The organism is Blastococcus colisei (genome assembly GCF_006717095.1).
GTDB lineage: Bacteria > Actinomycetota > Actinomycetes > Mycobacteriales > Geodermatophilaceae > Blastococcus_B > Blastococcus_B colisei.
On sequence record NZ_VFQE01000001.1, the window covers coordinates 2,246,153 to 2,270,249 of the forward strand.

The following is a 24,097-nucleotide window of genomic DNA, read 5'->3' on the forward strand; positions in this document are numbered from 1 at the left end:
CCTCAGGTGGGCGGCTGGATCTTCGGGAGTACCTCGGCGGTGAACAGGTCCACGATCTCGCGGCGGCGGGCGCCGGCCCCGACGGGCGAGAAGATCACCGTGTCTGCTCCGGCGTCGGCGTACTCGCGCGCGCGGGCGACCACCCGGTCGGGATCGCCGTGCAGGAGGTACCGGTCGGCGAGCCGCGTGAAGTCCTGCTGGTAGACCGCGCTGACCCCCTCGATGACCTCCTGCCGGGCCACTGCGGCGTCCGGGTCCACACCGCCCCAGCAGAACACCGCGCCACGGACCGAGGCCGGATCGCGCCCGGCCGCCTCGGCCGCCGTCCACACCTCGGCCAGGCTCGAGGCCAGCTGCTCGGGGGTGTACATGTACGGCATCCAGACGTCGCCGAAGCGCCCCGCCCGGGTGACGGCGGCCGGGCTGCGGCCGCCCAGCCAGATCGGCGGGCCCCCCGGCTGCACCGGTCCCGGGGCGAGGGCGAGGTCCGGGACGCGCGTGAACCGGCCGTCGAAGTCCACGCTCCCGCCGGCCCACAGGGCCCGCATCAGCTCGAGCGCCTCGTCCGTCCGGGCGCCGCGCTGCGTCACGTCGACGCCTGCGGCCACGAATTCCGGGGGGTACTCGCCGCCGACCCCCACGCCCATGTCGAACCTGCCGCCGGATACCTGGTCGAGGGTCGTCGCCAGCTTGGCGGCCAGCGCCGCGGGATAGAGCGGGAGCACGGTGAGGGAGGTCAGCAGCCGGATGCGGCTGGTGGCTCCCGCGGCCGCGGCCAGGGCGACGAACCCGTTCGGGTGCGGGCCGTGGAAGAACAGGTGCTCGCCGGCGGCGACCCCGGCGTAGCCCGCCTCCTCGGCGGCGCGTGCCTCGGCGGCCACCGCAGTCTGGTCGAAACTCAGGGTCAGGAAGACCTGCACCGCGTTCTCCTCGGATCGTCGGAATCCCGCTACACGGAACCTACTGCACAGCGGTGCCCCGTAGAATGTCGCGCATGGTGGCAGACGGCGTCGTCCTGGTCCTCGGCGGCAGCAGCGGCATCGGCGCGGCCCTCGTCCGCCGCCTCGCAGCAGGCGGCCGATCCGTCGTCTTCACGCACCGCACCGGCGCCGAGCGCGCCGCGGACCTCGTCGCGGAATTGGGCGGGCGTGTGCGGACGGTGCCGTGCGACGTCCGGCGGCCGGAGGACCTGACAGCGGCCTTCGACGCCGCCGGTGAGACGCTCACCGGCGTGGTGCACTGCGCCGGCGCCTGGACCTACACCCGACTGGACGAGCTCACGCTCGACGAGCTCGACGACTCCTGGGCGCTGAACGCCCGGTCGGTCGCGCTCACCCTGCAGGAGGCGGGACGCCGGCTTTCCGACGGCGGCTCCGTCGTCGTCGTCTCGTCGGTCGCCGCGGAGCTGGCCCCCGCCCGGCAGACCTCCTACGTGATGGGCAAGGCGGCCGCCGAGGCCGCGGTGCGCGTCGCGGCCAAGGAGCTCGGACGGCAGGGCATCCGCGTCAACGCCGTGCGCGCCGGCGCCACCGACACCCCGCAGCTGCGAGCGACCACGGGGGAGGCGGCGATCGAGGCGATGGCGAAGGCGCCGGCCCTGCGGCGGCTGGGCGATCCGGACGACGTCGCCGCCGTCATCACGTTCCTGCTGGGTGCCGACGCAGGGTGGATGACCGGCACCGTCGTCGAGGCGACCGGCGGGCTGCGCTGACGGCGTCACTCCACGCGGACGAGCCCGTCGCGGTAGCGGCGGGCGTTCTCGACGTAGGCCGCCACGGCGTCGTCCATGTGCGCGGCGATCCCGGCACCCGGCCGCACCCGCGCCGGGATGCCCAGGGCCCGGTGGTCGGGCGGGATCGCGCTGCCCTCCGCCACGAGGGCGCCCGCGCCGACCAGCGACCCGTCCCCGATCACGACTCGGTTCAGCACGACCGAGTTCGAGCCGACCAGACACCGGTTGCCGACCGTGCAGCCCTCGAGGTGCGCCAGGTGGCCGACGACGCAGTCGTGGCCGATCACCGTCGGCCATTCCGCCGTCGTGTGCAGCACCGTGCCGTCCTGGATCGACGTCCGGGCGCCCACCCGGATCTCGCCGTAGTCGCCGCGCAGCACCGCCTGCGGCCAGATGCTGGCCTCCGGGCCGATGTGCACGCGGCCGATGACGGTCGCCTCCGGATGGACCCACGCCGAGGGGTGGACCTCCGGGGCGACGCCGTCCAGCGCCCAGAGGGCCATCAGGCGTCGGCGACCAGTTCGGTGTCGACGCCGATGCGCCCCACCTTGGAGGCGCCTCCGGGGCTGCCCAGGGCGGCGTCGCGGCCCGGCAGCACCTCCACGAAGAAGCGGCGGTTGTCGGCGATGTGCGGCTCGTTGTCGTCGCTGACCCGCCGGTCCTGCGCGATGGCCTCGACCGGGCAGACCGGCTCGCAGGCACCGCAGTCGATGCACTCCTTGGGATTGATGTAGAGCTTCCGGTCGCCTTCGTAGATGCAGTCGACCGGGCACTCCTCCACGCAGGACATGTCGGTGGTGTCGATGCACTCGGAGCCGATGACGTAGGGCACGGGTCTTCTCCTCGCGGTGGGACCGGGTCAGGCGGAGGCGCTCGCGCCGATGCCGGCGGGGTCGTCGCTGCTGTGGCCCGGGAAGAGGGGCTGGTCGGGGTCGAGGTACGTGGCGGCGTTGTTCACCGCGGTCGCTGCTTCCCCGAAGCCGACGGCGATCAACCGCACCTTGCCCGCGTACTCGGTGATGTCACCCGCGGAGTACACGCCGGACACGGAGGTCCGCATCGCCGTGTCGACGAGGATCTTGCGGTCGACGATGTCGATGCCCCACGTCTCCAGGGGCCCGATGTCCGCGGTGAAACCCAGCGCCGCGATCACGGCGTGCGCCTTGTGCGGGGTGATCATGCCGTCCTTGTGCCGGACGTGCACCGTGTGCAGCACGTCGTTCCCCTCCAGGTGGCTCACCTGGGCGTCGGTGACGACGACGGTGCGGCCCTTCTCCATGTCGGCGACGCTGGCCGCGTGAGCGCGGAAGTTCTTGCGCCGGTGCACGAGGGTCACCGAGGCGGCGATGTCGTCCAGGGCCAGCGCCCAGTCCACCGCGCTGTCGCCGCCGCCCACGATGACGACGTCCTGGCCGGTGTGCGCGGCGAGCTCCTTGACGACGTAGGTCAGCCCGCGGCCCTCCCACTGGTCGCCGCCGGGCAGGGGCCGCGGCGTGAAGGTGCCGATGCCGCCGGTGATGACGACGGCGCCGCAGGTGATGCGGGTGCCCTTGTCGGTGGTCACGACCAGCCGGTCGCCGGCGCGCGGCCGGTGCCCCGCCTCGTTGGTCAGGCGCTCCGCACGTTCGCCGAGCACGTAGACCGGGTCGAACCGGGCCGCCTGCTGCACCAGACCGGCCACCAGGTCGCGTCCCTTGATGCCGGGGAAGCCCGCGACGTCGTAGACCATCTTCTCCGGGTAGAGCGCCATGACCTGACCGCCCGGCTCCGGAAGGCTGTCGACGACGGCTGTCCGCAGGCCGCGGAAGCCGGCGTAGTAGGCGGCGTAGAGACCGGCGGGCCCGGCCCCGACGACGAGGAGGTCGACCTCCACCGCCCTGCCGGTGGCCGCCGGCATCTCCGGTGCCGTGGTGTCGGTCGCTGTCACGCGGGGCCTCCGGTGATCGGGGTGAGGTCGGGCTTGGCCGCGCCGAGGCGTTCGATCGCCAGTTCGCGGATCCGGAACCGCTGGAGCTTGCCGGTGGCGGTGGTGGGCAGCTCCTCGAAGAGCACGATGTTGCGCGGCCGCTTGAAGGCAGCGAGCCCGTCCCGGCAGAAGGCGACGAGGTCCTCCTCCGTGGCATCGGAGCCCGGGGCGAGGACGACGCAGGCCACCGGCTTGTCGAGATCCGTCTCGTCGGGAACGGACACGACCACGACCTGCGCGACCTGCGGATGGCTGCGCAGCCGCTCCTCCACCTCCGTGGGGGAGACCCAGATGCCGCCGGCCTTGATGATGTCGTCCGTGCGGCCGAGGGAGGAGAAGAAGCCGTCGGCGCTGCGGACGTATGTGTCACCGGTGCGCACCCACTCGCCCTGGAACACCCGCCGGGTCACGTCCGTGCGGGACCAGTAGCCCGTCGCCGCGGACGAGCCCTTGACGAACAGGTTCCCGGGCGTCCCGTCGGGCACGGGCGCACCGTCGTCGTCGAGGATCTTCGCGTCGTAGCCCGGGACGATCTCGCCGGTGGACCCGGCGCGCGTCCTGCCGGGGCGGCCGCTGATGAAGATGTGCAGCATCTCGGTGGACCCGATGCCGTCGAGCATCTCCACGCCGAAGGTGCCCGTGAACCGCTCGAACAGCGCCGCAGGGAAAGCCTCCCCGGCGGAGACGCAGGCCCGCACTCCGGCGAAGGCGTCGGTCGGCAGCCCGGCGGCCAGCAGGGCCGCGTAGTACGTGGGACCGGCGAAGAACAGGGTGGGCCGCTGGTCGCGCAGCACCCGCAGGGTTCCGGCGGGGCTGGGACGGGAGCGGTCGAGCACGGTGCTCGCGCCCACGGAGAAGGGGAACGTCAGCGTGTTGCCCAGCCCGTAGGCGAAGAAGAACTTCGCGACGGAGAATGCGACGTCGTCCGGCCCGATGGCCAGGATGTCGCGGGCGTAGGTGTCGGCGGTGTCCCGGAGGGAACCGTGCCGGTGCATCGCGCCCTTGGGCGTCCCGGTGGTGCCGGAGGTGTACAGCCAGAACGCGGGGGAGTCCGCGACGGTGGGGTACGGCTCGGCGACCTGGTCGAGAAGATGCTCCCCGGCGGCGACGAAGGCGTTCCACGTCCGCACGCGGGCACCGGTGACCTCGGGCAGCGGCTCGTCGGTGAAGATCACGACGTCGGCGAGGTCGCGGCACCCACCCACGGCCGAGCCGAGGTCGGCGAACTCCGACGTCAGCACGACCATCCGCGCCCGGCTGTCCGTGGCCAGCGTCGCGATGTCCTTCGGCTTGAGCATCGTGCTGACGGGCACCGGCACCGCGCCGATGTGGAGGCCGGCGAGGAACGCCGTGAGGAGCTCGGGCGTGTCACCCATGCACAGCAGCAGGCGCTCCTCGGGCCGGACCCCGGAGGCGACGAGCGCCGCCGCGAACCGGCGGACCGCCTCGTCCAGCTCGGCGTAGGACAGGCTGCGCACGCTGCCGTCGAGGTCGATGGCGGTGATCGCCCGCCGATCGGGGGTCGCACGCGCGTTGCGGGTGACCAGCCACTCCGCCGCGTTGAACAGCTCGGTGCCCGGCGACGCGGGGGACGGTGCGGGGGTGGCGCTCGGAGCTGGTGGGGCGGTGTCCAGGGTGGCCACGGTGCTCATCCCTTCTTCTGCCGAGAGGACCGGTCGTTCCCGGCCGGTGCGGGTGTCACAGGCGAGCGGCGACGGCTGCGGCCGGACCCGAGAGGCCCGGCCACAGCCGTCGAGCGGACGTGGTCCTCAGAAGCGGACGTAGTCGTACTCGACCGGCATCGAGTTGATGCCGACCGACGGCGGCGCGATCCAGCCCGCGAAGTCGCCGGTGTCGTAGTGCGGCACCATCAGCTCGGCCACCTGTGCACGGTCGTCGCGGGAGGGCAGGTAGTCGTCGACCGTCCGCTCCCAGGTCGCCTCGTCGACGATCTCGCCCGTGGGCGTGACGTGGTGGCCGGCGAACGAGCCGACCTTGCGGTTGAACGCCTGGTGCGGCAGGAACAGCCGCTCCTCGAGTCCGGCGTCCTCGAGCTCCTGGTTCCACCGCTTGACGCCGTTGGCGCAGTCGGCGACGTACTCGTTGCGGAGGTCGAGGTTCAGCGCGGTGAGCATCGGCACGGTCTTCGTGCTCATCCGGCCGTTCTCGATGACCGGCACGTCCATCGTGAGGTCGTGCAGCTGGTGGTCGTCCTTGCGCCGGGTCTCCATCCAGCGTCCCTTGAGGCCGGACGTGTAGTAGGCCGCCACGTTCGACGAGGTCTCGGAGCCGAACAGGTCCATCGACACGGAGAACTGGAAGTTGAGGTACTTCTGGATGACCGACAGCGGGATGCCGCCGTACTTCCAGATGTCGTCGGTGCCGTGCTCCTTCATCAGCTCGGCGGTCCGCTGCACCGTGCGCTGCACGCCGGTGGTGCCGACGAACATGTGGTGCGCCTCCTCCTTGAGCATGAACTCGCAGGTGCGCGCCAGCGGGTCGAAGCCGCTCTCCTTCAGCGTGCCGAGCTGGTACTTGCCGTCCCGGTCGGTGAAGTAGGTGAACATGAAGAACGACAGCCAGTCGGTCGTCTCCTCGTTGAACGCGCCGAGGATGCGGGGCGAGTCGAAGTCGCCGGAGTTGCGCTTGAGCAGCTGCTCGGCCTCCTCGCGGCCGTCCTTCCCGAAGTAGGCGTGCAGCAGGTAGACCATCGCCCAGAGGTGGCGGCCCTCCTCGACGTTGACCTGGAACAGGTTGCGCATGTCGTAGAGCGACGGCGCGGTCATGCCGAGGTGGCGCTGCTGCTCGACCGAGGCGGGCTCGGTGTCGCCCTGGACGACGATCAGCCGGCGCAGGTCCGACCGGTGCTCACCCGGGACCTCCTGCCAGGCCGGCTCGCCCTTCCGGTCGCCGAAGTTGACCTTGCGGTCCGGGTCCTGCTCGGCGAGGAAGATGCCCCAGCGGTACTCCTCCATGGGCACCCGGTCGAAGTGCGCCCAGCCGTCGCGGCCGACCGCGATGGCGGTGCGCAGGTAGACGTCGTGGGTCGGGATCGACGGGCCGAGGTTCTTCCACCAGTCGATGAACTTGGGCTGCCAGCCCTCCAGCGCCCGCTGGAGCTTGCGGTCGCCGGCGAGGTTGACGTTGTTCGGGATCTTCTCGCTGTAGTCGATCTTCGACGTCGGGCCGGTGGGCGTGGGGGCCTCGCCGGTGACCGTGCCGGACTGGGGGGTGGACTCCGTGGTGGTCATGGTCAGACCCGCTTCCTGTCGTAGTCGGCCCGCTGACCGGTCCCGTACCGGCGCAGTGCTCCTTCGGGGCCAGCGGCGTTGGGCCGCTGGAAGATCCAGTTCTGCCAGGCGGTGAGGCGGCCGAAGACCTTGGTCTCCGGGGTCTCCTGGCCGGCGAAGCGGAGGTTGGCCTCCATGCCGGTCAGCGCGTCGGGGGAGAAGCTCCGGCGCTCCTCGACGACCAGGCGGATCTCGTCCTCCCAGTCGATGTCGTCCGGAGCGCTGGTGACCAGGCCGAGCTCGAGGGCGTCGGCGGCGAGCAGGTCCCGCCCGACGGCGCCCTCCGCGGCGGCCAGCTCGTCGGCGCTGCCGAGGAAGCGGACCTGCAGGCGGGTCAGGTCGTTGCTCATCGGCAGCAGGCCGGTGTTGAACTCGTCCAGCCGGACGACGGCGGGCGGCTTCGGGTCGTCGTCGTCCTCGAACTGCCCCTCGAGCATGAACGAGCGGTCGGCGGCGAACGCGATCTCGGCGAGCAGGCCGGCGAAGCAGCTGCCCGGCTCGATCAGGGCGAACAGGCTGCGGGACGTGGTGTCCAGCCGCTTGACCGTCCGCTTGTAGAAACCGATGGTCTCGTTGACCAGCCAGTCGTCGCGGTTGGCGAGCAGGAACTCGTCGTAGGCGGCCACCGTCGCGACGTCGCCCTCCGTGCGCAGCAGCCAGGTGCCGACGGACAGCTCGTTGGTGCGCAGCCGCAGGATCGCGTCGTCGAGCTCGCGGGTGGTGGCGAGCAGCCAGGCCTGGTCGCCCTGCTCGTGCAGCTCCTCGACCGTCGCCGGCACGGACGTCGGCCCGAGGACGGTGACGGTGGCGGTGCCCGACTCGCGGTCGAGGACCACGCGCACGTGCCCGTAGTGGGTGGTGTCGCCGTCGACCTCGCGCTCCAGCGGGGTGAGCGCCACGCCCTGCGCGCCGGCGCCCGGACGCGACGACGTCGCCGCCGCCTCGGCGGTGCGACGGGCGATCTCCTCGGGGAACTCGCGGGCCTTGGCGATCCCGTCGACCAGCCGCCACTGCACGGCACGGTCGCCCCGGATGCCCTCGGAGGTGGTGGAGAAGACGTCGGCGAGGTCACGCCGGACGCCGCGCTTGTCGACCACCCGGGTCAGCCCGCCGGTGCCCGGCAGTACGCCGAGCAGGGGGACCTCGGGGAGCGAGACGGCCGAGGAGTTGTCGTCGACGAGGACGATCTCGTCGCAGGCCAGCGCCAGCTCGTAGCCGCCGCCGGCCGCGGTGCCGTTGACGGCGGCGATCGAGCGGAGGCCGGAGTGCGCCGAGGCGTCCTCGATGCCGTTGCGGGTCTCGTTGGTGAACTTGCAGAAGTTCACCTTCCAGCTGTGCGGCGACGCCGCGAGCATCTTGATGTTGGCGCCCGCGCAGAACATGCGGTCCTTGCCGCTGGTGACGACGAGGGCCTTGGCCTCGGGGTGCTCGAAGCGGATGCGCTGCATCGCATCGTGCAGCTCGATGTCGACGCCCAGGTCGTAGCTGTTCATCTTCAGCTCGTAGCCGGGGACGATCCCGCCGTCCTCGGCGACGTCCAGCGTGAGCGTGGCCACGTCGCCGTCGACCGACAGCGTCCAGTGCTTGTACTGGTCGGGGGAGGTGTCGAAGGAGACCTCGGTGCGGGCCGGTGACTGATCGGGAGCCGGGGCCGTGGCCTCCGCCCCTCCGGTGGCCGGACGGTCGTCGAGGGTGGTCACGGTGCCTCCAAGGGTGTGCTGACGCGATGTTCCCGCGGGCTTACGGGACCCATCCTGACGTGCTACACCGCAATGCGCAAGCGGCATAGCTAGTGTAGAGATGTGGTTCACGTCTCTATCCTGAAAATGTACGGCCGGATGGCCTGGACGGCCGTCCGGGCGACCGTCACCGAGGGGGCCTCATGCACACCGCGGACAGCCGCACGGACACGCTGCGCTGGGTGAAAGACGACGATCCTCGCTGGGACGCGGACCGGGAACGGGTCTTCGCCACCGTGCCGGACGGCGTGTTCCGCGCCGCTGCGCGGACTCCCGGGGAGCGTCTGTCGAGTGACTGGTGGCGCGTCGAGGACCATGGCCGGGTTGTCGGTTACGGCTGGCTCGACGACGTGTGGGGTGACGCCGAGATCCTGCTCGCCGTCGAGGAGGGCGCCCGCGGCACCGGGGCGGGCGCCTTCGCTCTCGCCCGTCTCGAGGAGGAGGCGTCCGCCCGCGGGCTCAACTACGTGCTCAATGTGGTGCGCGACACACATCCCGACCGTGCTGCGGTCACCGAGTGGTTCCTCGCGCACGGCTTCACCGGAACCGAGGACGGCCGGCTCCGCAAGCGGGTCGGCGACCGCATGCGCGACATCGGTCAGCGCCAGGCGGGCCGGCCCGGCACCGGCCGGTTCGAACCGGACGCGGCGCAGCGGGCGGCGTACGACGTCGAGCGGCAGCGGGCCGCCGCGCGTCCGCGCCCCGAGGTGGAGCAGGGGAGCGGTTCCGATCTGGGACCGGGCGCCGAGGAGAGCGGCGGCTACGTCGACCAGGAGCAGCACCGGTTCTGAATGTCCCTGCCGCTCGAAGGCCCGGTTCACGTCCCAGGGCTGCCGGCGTGCCCGTGGGGCGCAGCCGGCGCCGGGGACGGAGGTGAGTGCGAGCGGACACGGCGAGCACGGGTCGGTCCCTGCGGCATCTCCCCGGTTCCGGCGCAACCGCGGGGCTGCCGCGCGACGGTCAGCGGTGGTCCAGGAGGTCGGCGCCGTGGCGGACGACGCCGCCGACGACGGTCGCCACGGCCGAGAGGTCGCCGATCGTCTCGGGGGCCACGGCCAGCAGGTCATCGGAGAGGACGACGAAGTCGGCGAGCTTGCCGCGGGACAGCGTGCCCTTGCGGTGCTCGGAGTGGTCGGCGTAGGCGGAGCCCACGGTGTAGGCACGCAGCGCCTGCAGCGGCGTCAGCCGCTCGGCAGCGTTGAGCACGGAGCCGTCGGGCAGCTGCCGGTTGACCAGCGAGTGGATGCCGCGCAGCGGGGAGCCGTCGACGACCGGGCAGTCGGAGCTGCCGGGCACCTCGATGCCGGCGTCGAGAAAGCTCCGCTGCCGGTAGAGCAGTTGGGCCCGCTCCGGCCCGAGGGCGGTGACGTAGCTGTCGCCCAGCTCGTCGAGGAAGCGACCCTGGGGCACCGGGACGACGCCGAGCTGCTTGATGCGCTCGATCTGCCGGTCGCCGGTCAGGCCGCAGTGCTCGATCCGGTGCCGGAAGTCGGCGCGCGGGTGCAGCCGCTGCGCCCGTTCGTAGCCGTCGAGGATCACGTCCACGGCGGCGTCCCCGATCGCATGGGTGCCGATCTGCCAGCCGGCGCGGTGCGCGGCAAGGATGGTGTCCTGGAGCGCCGCGGCGTCGTCCAGCAGCAGCCCGCGCACGCCGGGCCGGTCCGCGTAGTCGCAGCAGAGGGCCGCCGTGCGGGCGGTCAGCGCCCCGTCGCTGATGATCTTGACCGCGCCGACCCGGAGCCAGTCGTCCCCGAAGCCGGTGCGCAGGCCGAGGTCGAGGCCGAAGCCGGGTCCGCCGGCCGCGTCCCCGGCGAGGTCGTGCAGCGCTGACATCTCCGGCATCACGGTCATCCGGACGCCCAGCAGGCCGCGCTCGCGGGCAGCCGTGAACGCCGCCAGGTCGCTGGCGCTGTTGCCGATCATCCGGCCGCTGATGCCGGGTTCGGTCACGCTGGTCAGCCCGTCGGCCAGCGCCGCCCGGCTGGCCAGTCCGATCGCCTCGACGAAGTCCTCGAACGGCTGCGGCCGGATGTGCTCGAAGATCAGCGTCATCGCTCGCTCGGTGATCAGCCCGGTGGGGTCGCCGTCCGGACGGCGCTCGATCCACCCGCCGTCGACGTCGGGGAGGTGGCGCGGATCGGCGAAACCGATCCGACGGATCGCCCCGGTGCTCGCGATGCCGGCGTGGTGCGAGGCGTGGAGCACCCAGACCGGCCGCCCGCCGGCCACCGCGTCCAGGCCTTCCCGCGTGGGGGCGTCGTCGAGCTTGCCGACGTCCAGGCCGGTGGCGAGGACCCAGGCGTCCGGGGTGAGGGTGGCGGCGTGCCGTCCGACGGTGGCGTAGACGTCGGCCAGGGTGCGGACCACCGCCGGCGACACGTCGCACATCTGCAGCTCCTGGCCGCGCGCGGACAGGTGCTGGTGGGCATCGTGCAGCCCGGGGACGACCGGCGCGCCGGCGAGGTCGACGGTCACCTCGGCGCGGCAGCCGTGCAGCTCCTCGTCGAGGCCGACGATGACCCCACCGAGCACGCCGACGGTGGTGGCGGTGGGCCGTTGCGAGTCCAGCGTGGTGAAGCGTCCGTTGACGTAGAGCGCGTCGAGCAGCACGGGGGCGGGGTCCTCGGGGTCGTGCCGGGTCAGGCCGGCGAGGGGACGGGTCGGGCGACGGCGTCCAGGAGCGCGGCGACGTCGAGCGCGCCGCCGGCGGCGGCGAACTCGGCCGCCACGGCGGCGCGGAGGTCGGCGTCGGCGAGGAAGTCGACCGCGGTGAGCGCCAGGCCGATCGCCCCGTCGACCACGGCCTGATCGGCCGAGGGAGCGACGGCGTGCTCGGCGAACGCCGCCGTGTGCATGCCGGCCTCGGCCGGCGCGATGCCCAGCATCGGGTGGATCGCGGGCACGCGGAGGCTGACGTTGCCGAGGTCGGTCGAACCGCCGCCGCCGCTGGGCAGGCCGTCGGCGTGCACGACTGTGCGGCCCCGGGCGGTGACGTGGGCGGCGTAGCGTCGGGCGAGCGCGCCGTTGGTGCGCACCGGCAGGTAGGGCGGCACCGGGTCCCAGGCGGCCTCGAGCACCGTTCCGGTCACCTGTGCCGCGCCGTCGAGGATCGCCTGCACCCGGCCGGTCAGCTCGAGCAAGCCCTCCACCGTCGCCGACCGGAGCATCACCGTGGCGCGGGCGAGGGCAGGAACCACGTTCACCGCGGTCCCGCCCTCGGTGATGATCGCGTGCACCCGGTCGGTCTGCGGCATGTGCTGCCGGAGCGCGGCGATGCCCTGGTAGGCGGCAACGACGGCGTCGAGCGCGTTGCGCCCCCGGTGCGGTGTGGCCGACGCGTGCGCAGGCACGCCCCGGTAGGTCACCTCGACCGCCCGGCAGCCGAGCGCGGTGAAGTCCGCGACGTCGGGGCCGGCGAACGGGTGCAGCATCAGCACGGCGTCGACGTCGTCGAACGCCCCGGCGCGTGCCATGAGCTCCTTGCCCGAGCCGTTCTCCTCGGCCGGAGTGCCGAGCAGGACGACGGAGCCGCCGAGCCGCTCGACGTGCGGCGCGAGCCCGAGGAACGCGCCGACGGCGGTGGCGCAGATGACGTTGTGCCCGCAGCCGTGGCCGATGCCCGGCAACGCGTCGTACTCGGCGAGGATCGCCACCCGGGGCGTCCCGGACCCGGCCACCGCCCGGAAGGCGGTGGGCTGGCCGTGGCAGCCGACCTCCAGGCGCAAGCCGGAGGCGGAGAGCGCGTCGCGGACGTGTCCCACCGAGCGGTGCTCGGCGAACCCGAGCTCCGCGGCGGCGTGCACCTGGTGGCTGAGCCGCACCAGGCCGGCGGCGGCGCCTTCGATCGTGTCGCGGACATCGGCGCTCACGGTCGGGGCGGCGCCATCCGCCGGGAGGGTGTGGGTCACGGTCAGCTCGTCGCGCCGTTGACGGTGATCGTGTCGAGCAGGCCGTACTCGATGCCGTAGCTGTTCATGATCTCGGCGTACGTGCCGTCGTCGACCAGCTGCTGGTACGCCTGGGCGAGCACCTCGGTGAGCCCGGAGAGGTCCTTGCTCAGCATCACGCCGACCGGAACCGGGAGCTCCTCGACGTAGGCGATGGTGAGCGCACCGTCGGACTGCTTGACGGCGTTGATCGCGATCGGCTCACCGGTGACCAGGGCGTCGGCGCGGCCGGCGGTCAGGGACGTGATCGCCGAGACGCTGGTGTCCGCCTGCACCGGGATCGGCGCCGGCAGGCCGGCCTCCTCGCACAGGGTGAGCAGCGAACCCGGAGTCGTCCGGTCGGTCAGCTGCGCCAGCTGCACCGTGCCGACGGCAGCGACCACGTCGAGGCCACAGAGGTCCTCGGTGCTCTCGATGCCCTCCGGGTTGCACTGCTGGGTCAACGCGGCCCGCGAGCCGGTGCTGTAGTCGATGAAGTCACCGAGCTCCTGACGCTCCAGGGTGTCGGTGAACGCGCCGGCGATGCCGTCGACCTGCCCGGCGCCGTACTCCTGCAGCGCGTTCTGGCTTTGCTGGAAGACGACCTCGACACCGGCCAGCTGACCGGCGGCGCGCAGCAGGTCGGCCTCGTAGCCGCGCTGCTCGCCGTCCTTGCCGAAGTTGATCGGCGGCAGGTCCGGGGCGACGCCGATGACCAGTGGCTCGTCCCGGAATACGGCCGGCACCTGGTCGGCGAGCGCCTCGTCGGCCTGCAGGGAGAGCAGCTCCGGTGCGGCGAACGGGTCGCCGGAGATGTCCGGGTCGTCGCAGGCAGCGGAGGTCTCCGCCGCAGCTGCCGCGGACTCCGGGTCCTCGACCTGGGCGCCGCAGGCGGCGACCAGGCCCGCCGCCAGGGCGAGCGGCAGGAGACGGGTCAGGAAGGTACGGGACGTGCGCATGGCAGAACTCCTCGGGAGCAGAGCAGGGGGATGCGGGGAGCTGGGAGAGGTCAACGGCGGGTCGCCGAGCGGGCGACCAGCCGCTCGATGCCCAGCTGCAGCAGGGACAGTGCTGCGGTCAGCACGAGGTACCAGAAGGTCGCGACGAGCAGCAGCGGCGTCTGCTGCAGGTTGCGGGCACCGATCTCCATGACAGCGGAGAACAGGTCGGTGACCGACGCGAGGATGACCACGGCCGTGGTCTTGGTCATGGCGATGACATTGTTGAAGAACGGCGGGATGACCACCGGCAGGATCTGCGGGGCGAGCACCCGGCGACGGATCTGGCCGGGGGTCATGCCTACCGCGCGGGCGGCCTCCAGCTGCCCGGGTGGGACCGCAGCGATGCCACCGCGGAGCACCTCTGCGAGGTAGGCCGACTCGTTGAAGCTCAGTCCGATGATTGCGCCCACGACGGGCGCGACCAGCAGGTTGGTGTCGAAGAAGAGGAACTCGGGACCGAACGGGATCCCCAGGGAGATGACCGGGTAGAGCTGGGCGAGGTACACCCAGAAGATCACCTGCACGATGACCGGCACGCCACGGAAGAACCAGATGTACCAGCCGGCGATCGTTGACAGCACCCGACTCGAGGACAGCCGCATCCCGGCGATGAGAGAGCCGAGGACCAGGCCCACGCCGACGGCACCGGCCGTGAGCACGATGGTCGTCACCAGGCCGCCCAGCACCATCTCGTCGAACAGGTACTCGCCGACGACATCCCAGCGCCAGCGCTCGTTGGTGATGACGCTGTTGGCCAGCATCGCCAGGATGACCGCCAGCAGGGCGTAGCTGACCAGCCGCCACGGGTGCTTGCGGCGGACCAGTGCCAGGCCCGGGGGAGTGGGCTCCGTGCCGGCGGGGGCGGTCGCGGTGGGGGCAGCGGTGCTCACGGCGGCTCCGGGTAGGGGGAGGGTCTCGGCGACGGTGCGGGCGCTCACTGGACGCGCGCCAGGAACTCGCGGGTGCGGGGATGCGTGGGATGCCCGAAGACCTCGGCGGGCGTGCCGTACTCGACGATGCGGCCCGCGTCGACGAAGGCGACGCGGTCGGCGACCTCATGGGCGAAGGCCATCTCGTGGGTGACCACGATCATGGTCATCCCGGCCTCGGCCAATTGCTTCATGACGCCGAGCACTTCGCCGACGAGCTCGGGGTCCAGCGCGCTGGTGGGCTCGTCGAACAGCATCAGCTGCGGGTCCATCGCCAGAGCGCGGGCGATGGCGACGCGCTGCTGCTGCCCTCCGGAGAGCTGGCGCGGATACATGCCGGCGCGGTCGGAGAGGCCGACCCGGGCCAGCAGGTCCTCGGCGCGACGCCGGGCCTGCGCGCGGGCGACGCCGGCGACGACGACGGGCCCCTCCATGACGTTCTCCAGCGCCGTCCGGTTGGGGAACAGGTTGAACTGCTGGAAGACCATGCCGATGTGCCGGCGCTGGGCGGCGGCCTCGCGCGGGGACAGTTCGTAGCGTCGGCCATCGCGCAGCCGGACGCCGATCAGCTCCCCGTTCACCTCGATGACGCCGTCGGTGGTCTCCTCGAGGCCGTTGACGCAACGGAGCATCGTCGACTTGCCGGAGCCCGAGGCGCCGATCACGCAGACAACCTGACCCCGCTCGATGGTGAGGTCGATGCCGCGCAGGACCTCGATGGCGCCGAAGGACTTCCAGACGTTGCGAAAGGTGACCATGGGAGCGGTGTCGGTCGCCTCCGCCCGGTCGGGCCGGGCCTTCGTCTCTGTCGGCTGAACCACGATGACCACCTGTCCTACCGGGGTCGGCGCCCCGCTCGACTGCGTTGAGGAAGAGTGACGGCGAACACGTCAGACAGTCCAATGCCGTTTGAGCGTCGTCGCCATGCCGTCGCGGCATAGGCTTGGCGCGTGGACCTTCGCCGTGTCGAGCACTTCCTCGCCGTCGTCGATGCCGGCACGGTGACCGCCGCCGCGGGGCAGATCCGGATCGCGCAACCGGCGCTCAGCCGTCAGCTGCTCCAGTTCGAACGCGACCTCGGCATCCGGCTCTTCGACCGAGCGCGCGGGCGACTGGCTCTCACTCCCGCCGGCCGGGAGTTCGTGCCGGTCGCCCGGGAGCTCATGGCCCATGCCGACCGCACGCAGGCCGCCGCGCGGCATCTGGCCGAGGGCGTGCTCGACCGGCTCCTGGTCGCGGCACCCACGGCAACCATCAGCGAGCTGCTGGCACCCTTCCTCAGCACGCTCCGCCGCGACGATCCCCTGGTGCTGGTGCGCGAGGTGTCCCCGACGCGCGCCTACGCCGCGCTCGAGACGGGAGCCGACCTCGCGATCTCACCGGCCCCGGTGACCGGCTCGCTCGCGCACCTCCACATCGGCGCAGTGCCACTGCGGGCCCACGTCTCGCCGGACCATCCCTGGGCGCAGCGGTCCGGGACGGTAGAGCTGGCCGAGCTCGTCGAGGAGCGACTGCTCCTGCTGCCGCAGGACAACGTGTCGCGCATCGAACTCGACCTCGCCGTGGCGCGGGCCGGCCTGGCCTACGGCGACGTGACGGAGTGCGCGGTGGGCCGCGTCATCCAGGCCCATGCGGCAGCCGGGCACGGGGTCGGCGTCGTCACGGACCTGCCCCGGTTCGGGGCTCGGAGCCTCCGGATCGCCCCTCCCGATTCGTCCGGGGAGCCGCTGCGGATCGTCCTCCATGCCGCCTGGGACCCGACGCACTTCGCCGCCGACGTCATCGAGTCCATGGCTCGGCGGATCGGATCCTTCCTGGCAACGGTCGATCAGGCGGCACGCTGACCCCTAGCCTCACACCCCGATCGGCGACAGCGCAGTGACCATGCCGAACAGGTCCTTGGGGTCCTCTGGGTCGGCCACCAGGTCGATGTGGGTGACCCACGGAGTGCCGCGCACGGCGTCGCGTAGATATCGCAGCGCGGAGAAATCCTCGATCGCGAAGCCCACCGAGTCGAAGACGGTCACCTCGTCGCGGGAGGTCCGGCCCGGACGGCGGTCGGCCAGCACCGCCCAGAGTTCTGTGACGGGGAAGTCGGGCTCCACGGCCTGGATCTCACCCTCGACCCGGGTCTGGGGTGTGTACTCGACGAAGACCTCCGCGGAACGCAGGATCTCCGGGTCGAGTTCGGTCTTGCCGGGGCAGTCGCCGCCGACCGCGTTGATGTGCATGCCGGGCTCGATCCAGTCGAGCGGCAGCACGGTCGCGCGCGCCTTGTCGGCGGTGCACGTGGTGACGACGTCCGCTGCGCGGACAGCCTCGCGGCCAGAGGTCGCGAGGGTGACGTCGAAGCCGAGCGGCTCGAGGTTCCGCGCGACCTTGTCCATCGCGCCCGGATCGGTGTCCCAGACGGTGATCTGGTCGATGCCGAGCGCGCTGCGCATCCCCATGGCCTGGAACTCCGCCTGGCTACCCGCTCCGATCAGCGCGAGGCGCCGCGAGTCCGGACGGGCCAGAGCCTTGGCCGCGACGGCCGAGGTCGCCGCGGTCCGCAGTGCGGTGAGCAGCGTCATCTCGGCGAGGAGCACCGGATAGCCGGTGGACACATCCGCCAGTGCCCCGAAGGCGGTGACGGTCTGGAAGCCGCGGGCAGGGTTGGAGGGGTGACCGTTGACGTACTTGAAGGCGTAGGTCACCGAGTCGCTGGTGGGCATCAGTTCGATGACGCCGAAGGGCGTGTGGCTGGCGACCCTCGGCGTCCTGTCGAAGGATTCCCAGCGGAGGAAGTCCTCACGGATGTACCGGGTCATCCCGGCGATGCTCGACTCGGCTCCGGCGGCGGCGATCCAGCGAACCATGTCGTGGACGCCGACGAACTCGGTCATGTCAGTGCCTTCCTGTGGACGTCCCCATGCGGACGGTGCGGAGGGCCGCCGTCCTCCGGAGGAGGAACCGGCCAACTGATCACCCCTCCGTCCAGCCCACCACGGGCGATACGCGCCGGTGCGGCCATGTCAGGACGCGTCGGACCACGGTGTGTCCGCGACCAGCGTGGAGGGGTAGGCGCGCGCAGTCCAATGCCGAATTGCTGGGCGTCCCATGCCACACCGGCATGCAGCCTCGCGACGACGGCAGGGGGTCAGGCCACGCCGAGCAGCGTGTGGGCGACCGAGCTGTCGCTGCGGAACTCCCGCGTGCTGGACCGGTGCGCGATCACGCCCTTGTCCATGACCGCGATGTCGTCGGCGACGGCGAACGCGAGGTGCAGGTCCTGCTCGACGACCACCAGGGTGACCCCTTCGGCCTTCATCCGGCCGATCGCCACGCCGATCAGGTCCACGACCGCGGGCGCCAGTCCGTCCGAGGGCTCGTCCATGAGCACCAGGCGTGGATTGGTCAGCAGGGCGCGCGCGATGGCCAGCATCTGCTGTTCGCCGCCCGAGAGCTGGCCGGCAGCGTGCCGCCGGCGTTCCCCGAGACGGGGGAACAGGTCCAGCACCCGGTCCATGTCCCACGGCCCACGGCCCCGTCCACGCCGGGCGGCCAGGTCCAGGTGCTCGGTCACGCTGAGCGGTGCCCAGACCCGCCGTCCTTGCGGCACCAGACCGACACCCGCTCGTGCGATCACGTCCGAACGGCGTCCCGCCAGGTCGACGCCGTCGAGCCGGACGGTGCCCCGGGAGGGGTGCACCAGCCCCATCAGCGTGTTGATCAGCGTGCTCTTGCCCACGCCGTTGCGGCCGAGGAGCCCGAGCACCTGACCGGCGGCCACGTCGAGGTCGACGCCCTGCAGCACGGTGCTGCGCTTGTAACCCGACTCCAGGTCGCGGACCTCGAGCACGTCAGCTCACCTCCAGATGGGCGGCGCCGCTGCCGTCGAGGAACAGCGACTCCCGGCCGGTGCCGAGGTAGGCCTCCTGCACGGCCTCGCTCGTGCGGACCTCGTCCGGCGTCCCGGTCAGCAGCACCCGGCCCAGGTGCAGCACCGTCACCGAGGTCGCCAGCGCGAACACCACGTCGAGGTCGTGCTCCACGATGACGAGCGTCACCGACTCCGGCAACGACTTGAGCAGGCCGACGAGCTGGGCGCTCTCGGCCGGTGACATGCCGGCGGCCGGCTCGTCGAGGAGCAGCAGCCGGGGCTCGCAGGCCAGCGCCACGGCGACCTCCACCTGGCGCCGCTCTCCGTGCGAGAGGGCGGCGACGGGCGTCGCGGCACGGCCGGCCAGCCCGACGTCGGAGAGGAGCGCCTCCACCCGTTCCCGCGCGGCCGCCTGCCGGCGCGGCACGAGGGAGTGCCGGCTGCTGTGGCGGCGTTGCGCGGCCAGCAGGACGTTCTGCTGCACCGTCTGGGTGAGGAAGAGGCTCGAGTGCTGCAGGGTCTGGCTGATCCCACGCCGGGCCCGCTGGTGCTCCGACAGCCGGGAGATGTCCGAGCCGGCCAGGCTGATCGTGCCGGCCGACAACGGCAGCGCGCCGGTGATCAGCTTGAACAGGGTGCTCTTGCCGGCTCCGTTGGGCCCGATGAGCGCATGGCGCGCGCCGGCGGGAACCTCCAGGCGGACGTCGTCGACCGCCTTGAGCGCGCCGAAGTGCCGGGCCACGCCGGACAGGGACAGCAGCGGTGGACTCATGCCGGACCTCCTGGGAAGCGCTGCCGGCGGCCGAACAGGCCGCTGAGGCCGGCGAAGCCGCGGGGGAGCACGTAGACGGCGACGACGAACACCACGCCCAGCAGCAGCGGGCCGTGCCCGTCCAGCTGGGGGCCGAAGGTGTCCCGGACCAGCACGACGACCGCCGCGCCGAGGACCGGGCCCCACAGCGTCCCGGCGCCGCCGAGGATCACGGCCAGGAGGATCAGGGCGCTGGTGGTGAAGCCGGTGTCGCTCGGGTTGACGATGCGGACCAGGCCGGCCAGCAGGCCGCCGGCCAGGCCGGCGAAGCCGCCGGCGATCGTGAACGCGACGAACTTGTAGCGGAAGGGGGAGTAGCCCAGCGACCGCATTCGCGGCTCGTTGTCCCGGATGCCGCGGAGCACGCCGCCGAAGGGCGAGTGCGCCACCAGCCACAGACCGAGGAAGCCCAGCAGCGCGACGGCCAGGATGTACCAGTAGACGTATCCGGCCAGGGTCAGGGGCTCGCCCCCGACGCGCACGCTGGGGATCCCGAACAGGCCGTTGGAGCCGCCGGTCACGTCGGAGAGGCTCTGCGCGAGCTGGTGCACCAGCTCCCCGATGGCCAGCGTCAGCATCAGGAAGTAGACGCCGCCGCTGCGCACCGCCAGCCACCCGGTCGCCGCCGCGGCCACGGCGCCGGCCACCGCGGCCAGCAGCACGGGGACGGGCGCCTCGCTGGTCCAGTGGATCGACACCAGGCCTGCGGTGTAGGCGCCGACGCCAAAGTACGCGGCGTGCCCCAGCGACGGAAGTCCGGTGATCCCGACGAGCAGGTCGAGGCTGACGGCGAACAGCGCGAAGACCAGGATCCGGGACAGCGTGTTGGCCTCGAACGGCGCCAGGAACAGCGGGACGGCAGCGAGGAGCACCAGCAGTACCAGCACCGCCACTGCGGGCAGGGAGCGGCCGAGCCGCCGGGACGGCGGAGGCGCGTCGTGCGTCGCCGTGGCCCCGGCGACGGACGGTTCGGTCGGCCTGTCGGCGTGCACGGTCATCAGTGGGCCACCTTCCCGGCGAAGAGTCCGCGCGGCCGGACGATGAGCACCAGTGCGAGCGTGCCGAACAGGATGAAGGACGCGATCTCGGGGAACAATGCCCGGCCCAGCGACTCCACCTGGCCGATCACCAGGGCGCCCACCAGCGCGCCGCGGACCGACCCGAGCCCGCCGATGACGATGACGACGAGGGCCAGGATCAGGATCGTCTTGTCCAGGCCCGGACGTGCGCCGTAGACGGGGGCGGCCAGCACACCGGCCACGGAGGCCAGGAGAGAGCCCACTCCCAGTACCGCGAACTTCACCTTCCGGTTGTCGATGCCGAGGGCCGACACCATCTCCCGGTCGGCGACGCTGGCGCGCACGAGCGCCCCGAGGCTGGTCTTCTCCACCACCAGCCAGACGACGAGGGCCAGCAGCAGACCCACTGCGATGAGCATGAGCCGGTAGGTGGGGTAGGAGCTGCCGGCGACGTCGACGCTGCCGGCCAGGCCGGGAGGCTCCGGCACGGAGAAGACGTCGTTGCCGTAGATGATCGACAGCGCCTCGGCCACGATCAGCGAGATGCCGAGCGTGAGCAGCGCCTGGTCGAGGATCGGCCGCCGGGCCAGGGGTTCGGTCATGCCGGACAGCGCTCCGCCGGCCAGCAGCCCGATGAGTGCGGCGACCCCGAGAGCGGTGAGGAACCCGCCCCAGGACTCACCGGCGACGAACGTCACGGCGAGGTAGGAGCCGACCAGGAAGAACGCGCCGTGGGCGAGGTTGAGCACGTCCATCATCCCGAAGACGATCGACAGCCCCACGGCGAGGATGAACAGCAACGAGCCGATGGCGAACCCGTTGAGAATGCTGACCAGGTTCGCGTCGAACCAGCCGGCCATCGAGGTCTCCTCTCCGCGCGGATCGGCGGCCACGGCCGGGAGGGGAGAACCTCCGGGCCGTGACCGCCGTCGCGGGACTAGCGCGACTGGGTTACGGCTGCGGCATGACGCCGAGGTCGGTCACCACGCTGTTGAGCAGCGTGCCGCCCTCGTCGACGACCTCCCGCAGGTAGATGCTCTGCTCCGGCGTCTGATTCGTGAAGCTCCACGGGCCCCGGGGGCTGTCCTCGATCTCGCCCAGGCCGTCCAGCGCCTCGGTGATCGCCGGACCGGAGAGATCCTCGGCCTCCTCCAGTGCCGCATCCAGCACGTTCGCGGCGTCGTAGGCCTGCACCGCGTACGTCGTCGGCAGCTCGTCGTAGGCCGCCACATAGGCCTCCACGAACTCGGCGTTGGCCTCGTTGTCGATCTCGGTGGAGTAGTGCAGCGTCGTCCGGACTCCGACGGCCGACTCGCCCTGAGCGTCGAGGACGCTGCCCTCGGTCAGGAAGCCGGAGCCGTAGAGCGGGATGCTGTCCTTGAGGCCGAACTGGTCGTACTGCTGCACGAAGCTCACCGCCTCGCCGCCGGCGTAGAAGACGAAGGTCGCCTCGGCACCCGATGACTGGATGCCGGACAGGAAAGGCTGGAAGTCCTGCGTCGACCCGAAGGGCGTCAGGGCCTGACCGGCAACCGTGCCGCCGGCGGCCTCGTAGGCGGTGGTGAAGCCCTCGACGACCTCCTGGCCGGCGGCGTAGTCCGGGGCCATGACGTAGACCGGACCGATGCCTTCCTGGGCCAGGTGCTCACCCATCGCCGCTGCGATCTGGGCGTTGGTGAACGATGACCGCCAGACGTAGGGGCTGCCGGCGTCCTTGGTGATCGCCTCGGCACCGGCGTTGGCGACGATCAACGGGACCTCGGCCTCGGTGACCGCGTCGGCCACCCCGAGCGCCGTGGCGGAGTTCACGATGCCGACGAGCGCGTCGACGTCGCCCTCGGTCAGGAGCCGCTGGACCGCCGGGACGCCGGTGTCCGGACTCTCGCCCTCGTCGGCGACGACCGTCTCGACCTCGTACCCACCGAGCATGCCGTCGTTCTGCTCCAGGTAGAGGTCCCAGCCCTGCTGCATGTCCTCGCCCAGGGGCGTGTAGACGCCGGCCTGGGGGATGACCAGGCCCACCGTGACGGTCTCCTCGCCCTCGGCGCCGCCGCCCGCGCCGGCGTCCTCGTCACCTCCCAGGCTTCCGCCGCCGCAGGCGGCCAGGGCCATGGCGAGGACGCCCACGCCGCAGGTGGTGGACAGCCGTCGCCGGGAGAGGTGGGCCAGTGCCATGGAGTCTCCGTAGTCTCGGGACGTGCTACAGCTGCACGTCGGTTCTCGGTGAGCCTGTAGAACGCCACGCGGTGTGTCAAGCGCCACAAATGCAACCGTGACCGGACCGGTACCTGCGCGACCGTCGGGGGTGTCGCCATATCGATCCGGTACACCGCTTGTGGCGGGGTGTAACGATGTGCGGCGTGGAGGCTGTCATGGGACCCGTCGTGACCAGACGGCAGGAGCTCGGCGCGGCGAGTGCGCGCAGCCTGTTGCTCACCGTCCTGGGCGAGTTCGTGCTGCCCGATGGCCGGCCCGTGTGGACCTCCACGCTCATCGACCTGCTGGCCGATCTCGACGTCGCGGAGAAGGCGGCCCGGCAGGCCATCATGCGTACGGCCGACTCGGGCTGGATCCGGTCGAGCCGGATCGGCCGCGAGACCCGCTGGTCGCTGACCGACGCGGGTACCGAGCTGCTGCGCGAAGGCACCGAGCGGATCTACCACTTCGCCGCCGAGAACCAGTCCTGGGACGGCCGGTGGCTGGTGCTCACCGTCGGCGTCCCGGAGAACAACAGGGCGCTCCGGCAGCGGTTGCGGACCCAGCTCGGCTGGGCCGGGCTCGGGTCGCCCTCGCCGGGCGTCTGGGTGACTCCCCGGACGCACCGGGAGAACCGGGCGCGCAAGGTCCTCGAGGACCTGCAGCTCAGCGAGGGCAGCTGGTCGTTCGTCTCCACCGCGGGGGCGATCGGGGACGAGCGCTCGCTGGCTCGGGCGGCGTGGGACCTCGACGACGTCGAGCGCCGGTACGAGGACTTCCTGGACCTGGTCAGTCACCGCCGGCCACGCACCGACCGGCAGGCGCTGATCGCGCAGGTCCGGCTGGTCCAGGAGTGGCGACGCTTCCCGCTGCTCGATCCCGGGCTGCCCCGGGAGCTGCTCCCGCCCCGCTGGACCGGCAACCGGGCCGCCGAGGTCTTCCGCGAGCGGCATGCCGGCTGGGCGCCGCGCGCCCGCGCCGCGTGGGAACAGCTGGCTCGTCAGGACTGACTCCGCCGGGAACCCGGACAGGGCTCCGGTCAGGCCGGGACGCCGTGCTTCTCCAGCCATGCCCGGCCGGCGTCGGTGATGACCCGGGCGTCGCGCTCCGCCTGCAGGAGCGGGGGGTCCTGGCGGTAGAGGCTGGCGACCAGGTGGCTGTCGGGGGTCAGCTGCCGGGCGATCTGGTGCGCCTCGAGCTTGTGCAACCGCCCGCCGGGCGACTCGGCGAAGCGTCGCAGCAGGGCGGCCTGCGCCTCTGTGGGGTCCGGTCGCTGCGTCGTCCCCCTGGCCGCGCCGGGCGTCGGCTCCTCGTCCAGGAGAGCCGTGATGGCCCGGGAGAAGGTCTGCACGAGGTCCCGGATCCGGTCGTCGCGCGAGGGGGCGCCGGGCGCGTCGCCCGAGCCCTGCCAGGTGCGCTGCGGGTGGCGCCGGAGGTACTCCTGCTCCAGTTCGAGCATCCGCTCGGTGTGGGTGCGGAACTGCTCGGCGGTCCCGTGCAGGAAGACCCAGTGCCGCATGGCGTGCGCGTGCACGCCCTGCCGCTCCAGCTCCTCGTCGGACAGTTCGCGGGCCGGAATGCCCTGTCGGTCGCTCATGGCCGCTCCCTCGCTCGATCTGCGGTCGG

At 72.0% G+C, this 24,097-nt stretch carries 23 protein-coding genes; 4 read left to right on the plus strand and 19 right to left on the minus strand.

The features are described from left to right. Nucleotides 1–2 precede the first annotated feature (2 nt). Complete coding sequence (locus FHU33_RS10730; RefSeq protein WP_170182407.1) at nucleotides 3–920, minus strand: LLM class flavin-dependent oxidoreductase; 918 nt, start codon at nucleotides 918–920, stop codon at nucleotides 3–5. 74 nt (nucleotides 921–994) lie between these two features. On the opposite strand from FHU33_RS10730, the gene FHU33_RS10735 reads away from it, so the two are divergent. Further along, nucleotides 995–1,711 carry an SDR family NAD(P)-dependent oxidoreductase gene (locus tag FHU33_RS10735; RefSeq protein WP_170182408.1) on the plus strand — a complete coding sequence of 239 codons (717 nt, stop codon included), beginning with the start codon at nucleotides 995–997 and terminating at the stop codon, nucleotides 1,709–1,711. Between the two features lie 5 nt (nucleotides 1,712–1,716). Here FHU33_RS10735 and FHU33_RS10740 read toward each other — a convergent pair whose 3' ends face one another. The 6 genes from FHU33_RS10740 to boxC all read right to left on the minus strand — a co-directional run bounded on the left by FHU33_RS10740 (nucleotide 1,717) and on the right by boxC (nucleotide 8,688). Continuing rightward, complete coding sequence (locus FHU33_RS10740) at nucleotides 1,717–2,235, minus strand: gamma carbonic anhydrase family protein (RefSeq protein ID WP_142025359.1); 519 nt, start codon at nucleotides 2,233–2,235, stop codon at nucleotides 1,717–1,719. Then, nucleotides 2,235–2,564, minus strand: coding sequence for a ferredoxin (gene fdxA, locus FHU33_RS10745; RefSeq protein WP_142025360.1), 330 nt, complete (start codon nucleotides 2,562–2,564; stop codon nucleotides 2,235–2,237). The genes FHU33_RS10740 and fdxA overlap by 1 nt, the downstream gene beginning before the upstream one ends. 27 nt (nucleotides 2,565–2,591) lie before the next feature. Then, nucleotides 2,592–3,659, minus strand: coding sequence for an NAD(P)/FAD-dependent oxidoreductase (locus FHU33_RS10750; RefSeq protein WP_211355067.1), 1,068 nt, complete (start codon nucleotides 3,657–3,659; stop codon nucleotides 2,592–2,594). Beyond that, nucleotides 3,656–5,350, minus strand: a complete 1,695-nt coding sequence (locus tag FHU33_RS10755; RefSeq protein ID WP_246063495.1) for a benzoate-CoA ligase family protein — start codon at nucleotides 5,348–5,350, stop codon at nucleotides 3,656–3,658. The genes FHU33_RS10750 and FHU33_RS10755 overlap by 4 nt, the downstream gene beginning before the upstream one ends. Before the next feature lie 117 nt (nucleotides 5,351–5,467). Next, a complete protein-coding gene (gene boxB, locus FHU33_RS10760) occupies nucleotides 5,468–6,949 on the minus strand; it encodes a benzoyl-CoA 2,3-epoxidase subunit BoxB (protein ID WP_246063496.1) in 1,482 nt (493 codons plus the stop codon). A 2-nt stretch (nucleotides 6,950–6,951) separates the two neighbouring features. After that, nucleotides 6,952–8,688: a 2,3-epoxybenzoyl-CoA dihydrolase gene (boxC, locus tag FHU33_RS10765; RefSeq protein ID WP_211355068.1), complete on the minus strand. Its 1,737-nt coding sequence runs from the start codon at nucleotides 8,686–8,688 to the stop codon at nucleotides 6,952–6,954. 182 nt (nucleotides 8,689–8,870) lie between these two features. Between boxC and FHU33_RS10770 the strand changes: the two genes are divergently transcribed. Then, nucleotides 8,871–9,518 (plus strand): GNAT family N-acetyltransferase, encoded by a 648-nt coding sequence (locus tag FHU33_RS10770; protein WP_142025362.1) that lies wholly within the window; start codon nucleotides 8,871–8,873, stop codon nucleotides 9,516–9,518. A gap of 169 nt (nucleotides 9,519–9,687) precedes the next feature. Here FHU33_RS10770 and FHU33_RS10775 read toward each other — a convergent pair whose 3' ends face one another. From FHU33_RS10775 to FHU33_RS10795, 5 genes are read right to left on the minus strand one after another with little or no spacing between them, the layout of a single operon-like run. After that, nucleotides 9,688–11,337: an amidohydrolase gene (locus tag FHU33_RS10775; protein ID WP_142025363.1), complete on the minus strand. Its 1,650-nt coding sequence runs from the start codon at nucleotides 11,335–11,337 to the stop codon at nucleotides 9,688–9,690. Between the two features lie 29 nt (nucleotides 11,338–11,366). Next, on the minus strand, nucleotides 11,367–12,635 hold the full coding sequence (locus FHU33_RS10780) for an amidohydrolase (protein WP_142025364.1): 1,269 nt from the start codon (nucleotides 12,633–12,635) through the stop codon (nucleotides 11,367–11,369). Nucleotides 12,636–12,637: 2 nt separating this feature from the next. Then, the gene (locus tag FHU33_RS10785; protein WP_142025365.1) at nucleotides 12,638–13,612 is read right to left on the minus strand and encodes a transporter substrate-binding domain-containing protein; all 975 of its coding nucleotides are present in this window, start codon (nucleotides 13,610–13,612) and stop codon (nucleotides 12,638–12,640) included. A gap of 50 nt (nucleotides 13,613–13,662) precedes the next feature. Next, nucleotides 13,663–14,544: an amino acid ABC transporter permease gene (locus FHU33_RS10790; protein ID WP_170182409.1), complete on the minus strand. Its 882-nt coding sequence runs from the start codon at nucleotides 14,542–14,544 to the stop codon at nucleotides 13,663–13,665. 44 nt (nucleotides 14,545–14,588) lie between these two features. Next, a complete protein-coding gene (locus tag FHU33_RS10795; RefSeq protein ID WP_425456767.1) occupies nucleotides 14,589–15,404 on the minus strand; it encodes an amino acid ABC transporter ATP-binding protein in 816 nt (271 codons plus the stop codon). Between the two features lie 129 nt (nucleotides 15,405–15,533). Between FHU33_RS10795 and FHU33_RS10800 the strand changes: the two genes are divergently transcribed. Continuing rightward, nucleotides 15,534–16,427 carry a LysR family transcriptional regulator gene (locus tag FHU33_RS10800; RefSeq protein ID WP_142025367.1) on the plus strand — a complete coding sequence of 298 codons (894 nt, stop codon included), beginning with the start codon at nucleotides 15,534–15,536 and terminating at the stop codon, nucleotides 16,425–16,427. 9 nt (nucleotides 16,428–16,436) lie between these two features. Here FHU33_RS10800 and FHU33_RS10805 read toward each other — a convergent pair whose 3' ends face one another. The 6 genes from FHU33_RS10805 to FHU33_RS10830 form a co-directional block, all read right to left on the minus strand. After that, nucleotides 16,437–17,468 carry an ornithine cyclodeaminase gene (locus tag FHU33_RS10805; RefSeq protein WP_142025368.1) on the minus strand — a complete coding sequence of 344 codons (1,032 nt, stop codon included), beginning with the start codon at nucleotides 17,466–17,468 and terminating at the stop codon, nucleotides 16,437–16,439. A 254-nt stretch (nucleotides 17,469–17,722) separates the two neighbouring features. Then, entirely contained in the window at nucleotides 17,723–18,424 is a 702-nt protein-coding gene (locus FHU33_RS10810) for an ABC transporter ATP-binding protein (protein WP_142025369.1), read from the minus strand. A 1-nt stretch (nucleotide 18,425) separates the two neighbouring features. Next, complete coding sequence (locus FHU33_RS10815; protein ID WP_142025370.1) at nucleotides 18,426–19,217, minus strand: ABC transporter ATP-binding protein; 792 nt, start codon at nucleotides 19,215–19,217, stop codon at nucleotides 18,426–18,428. Next, on the minus strand, nucleotides 19,214–20,254 hold the full coding sequence (locus FHU33_RS10820) for a branched-chain amino acid ABC transporter permease (RefSeq protein ID WP_142025371.1): 1,041 nt from the start codon (nucleotides 20,252–20,254) through the stop codon (nucleotides 19,214–19,216). The genes FHU33_RS10815 and FHU33_RS10820 overlap by 4 nt, the downstream gene beginning before the upstream one ends. Continuing rightward, nucleotides 20,254–21,168 (minus strand): branched-chain amino acid ABC transporter permease, encoded by a 915-nt coding sequence (locus tag FHU33_RS10825; protein ID WP_142025372.1) that lies wholly within the window; start codon nucleotides 21,166–21,168, stop codon nucleotides 20,254–20,256. The genes FHU33_RS10820 and FHU33_RS10825 overlap by 1 nt, the downstream gene beginning before the upstream one ends. A gap of 58 nt (nucleotides 21,169–21,226) precedes the next feature. Next, nucleotides 21,227–22,450, minus strand: a complete 1,224-nt coding sequence (locus FHU33_RS10830; protein WP_142025373.1) for an ABC transporter substrate-binding protein — start codon at nucleotides 22,448–22,450, stop codon at nucleotides 21,227–21,229. 197 nt (nucleotides 22,451–22,647) lie between these two features. Here FHU33_RS10830 and FHU33_RS10835 point away from each other — a divergent pair, with 197 nt between their 5' ends. Next, on the plus strand, nucleotides 22,648–23,481 hold the full coding sequence (locus tag FHU33_RS10835; protein ID WP_246063498.1) for a PaaX family transcriptional regulator: 834 nt from the start codon (nucleotides 22,648–22,650) through the stop codon (nucleotides 23,479–23,481). Between the two features lie 29 nt (nucleotides 23,482–23,510). Here FHU33_RS10835 and FHU33_RS25415 read toward each other — a convergent pair whose 3' ends face one another. Then, a complete protein-coding gene (locus tag FHU33_RS25415; protein WP_211355069.1) occupies nucleotides 23,511–24,068 on the minus strand; it encodes a DUF6158 family protein in 558 nt (185 codons plus the stop codon). Between the last annotated feature and the right edge of the window lie 29 nt (nucleotides 24,069–24,097).

What these genes read in the sequence shown, in the direction of transcription:
- FHU33_RS10835 (WP_246063498.1), top strand. Translation starts at nt 22,648, where the DNA reads ATGGGACCCGTCGTGACCAGACGGCAGGAGCTCGGCGCGGCGAGTGCG.
- FHU33_RS10805 (WP_142025368.1), bottom strand. Translation starts at nt 17,468, where the DNA reads ATGACCGAGTTCGTCGGCGTCCACGACATGGTTCGCTGGATCGCCGCC.
- FHU33_RS25415 (WP_211355069.1), bottom strand. Translation starts at nt 24,068, where the DNA reads ATGAGCGACCGACAGGGCATTCCGGCCCGCGAACTGTCCGACGAGGAG.
- FHU33_RS10740 (WP_142025359.1), bottom strand. Translation starts at nt 2,235, where the DNA reads ATGGCCCTCTGGGCGCTGGACGGCGTCGCCCCGGAGGTCCACCCCTCG.
- FHU33_RS10735 (WP_170182408.1), top strand. Translation starts at nt 995, where the DNA reads ATGGTGGCAGACGGCGTCGTCCTGGTCCTCGGCGGCAGCAGCGGCATC.
- FHU33_RS10815 (WP_142025370.1), bottom strand. Translation starts at nt 19,217, where the DNA reads ATGAGTCCACCGCTGCTGTCCCTGTCCGGCGTGGCCCGGCACTTCGGC.
- FHU33_RS10785 (WP_142025365.1), bottom strand. Translation starts at nt 13,612, where the DNA reads ATGCGCACGTCCCGTACCTTCCTGACCCGTCTCCTGCCGCTCGCCCTG.
- boxB (WP_246063496.1), bottom strand. Translation starts at nt 6,949, where the DNA reads ATGACCACCACGGAGTCCACCCCCCAGTCCGGCACGGTCACCGGCGAG.
- FHU33_RS10830 (WP_142025373.1), bottom strand. Translation starts at nt 22,450, where the DNA reads ATGGCACTGGCCCACCTCTCCCGGCGACGGCTGTCCACCACCTGCGGC.
- FHU33_RS10770 (WP_142025362.1), top strand. Translation starts at nt 8,871, where the DNA reads ATGCACACCGCGGACAGCCGCACGGACACGCTGCGCTGGGTGAAAGAC.
- FHU33_RS10820 (WP_142025371.1), bottom strand. Translation starts at nt 20,254, where the DNA reads ATGACCGTGCACGCCGACAGGCCGACCGAACCGTCCGTCGCCGGGGCC.
- FHU33_RS10755 (WP_246063495.1), bottom strand. Translation starts at nt 5,350, where the DNA reads ATGAGCACCGTGGCCACCCTGGACACCGCCCCACCAGCTCCGAGCGCC.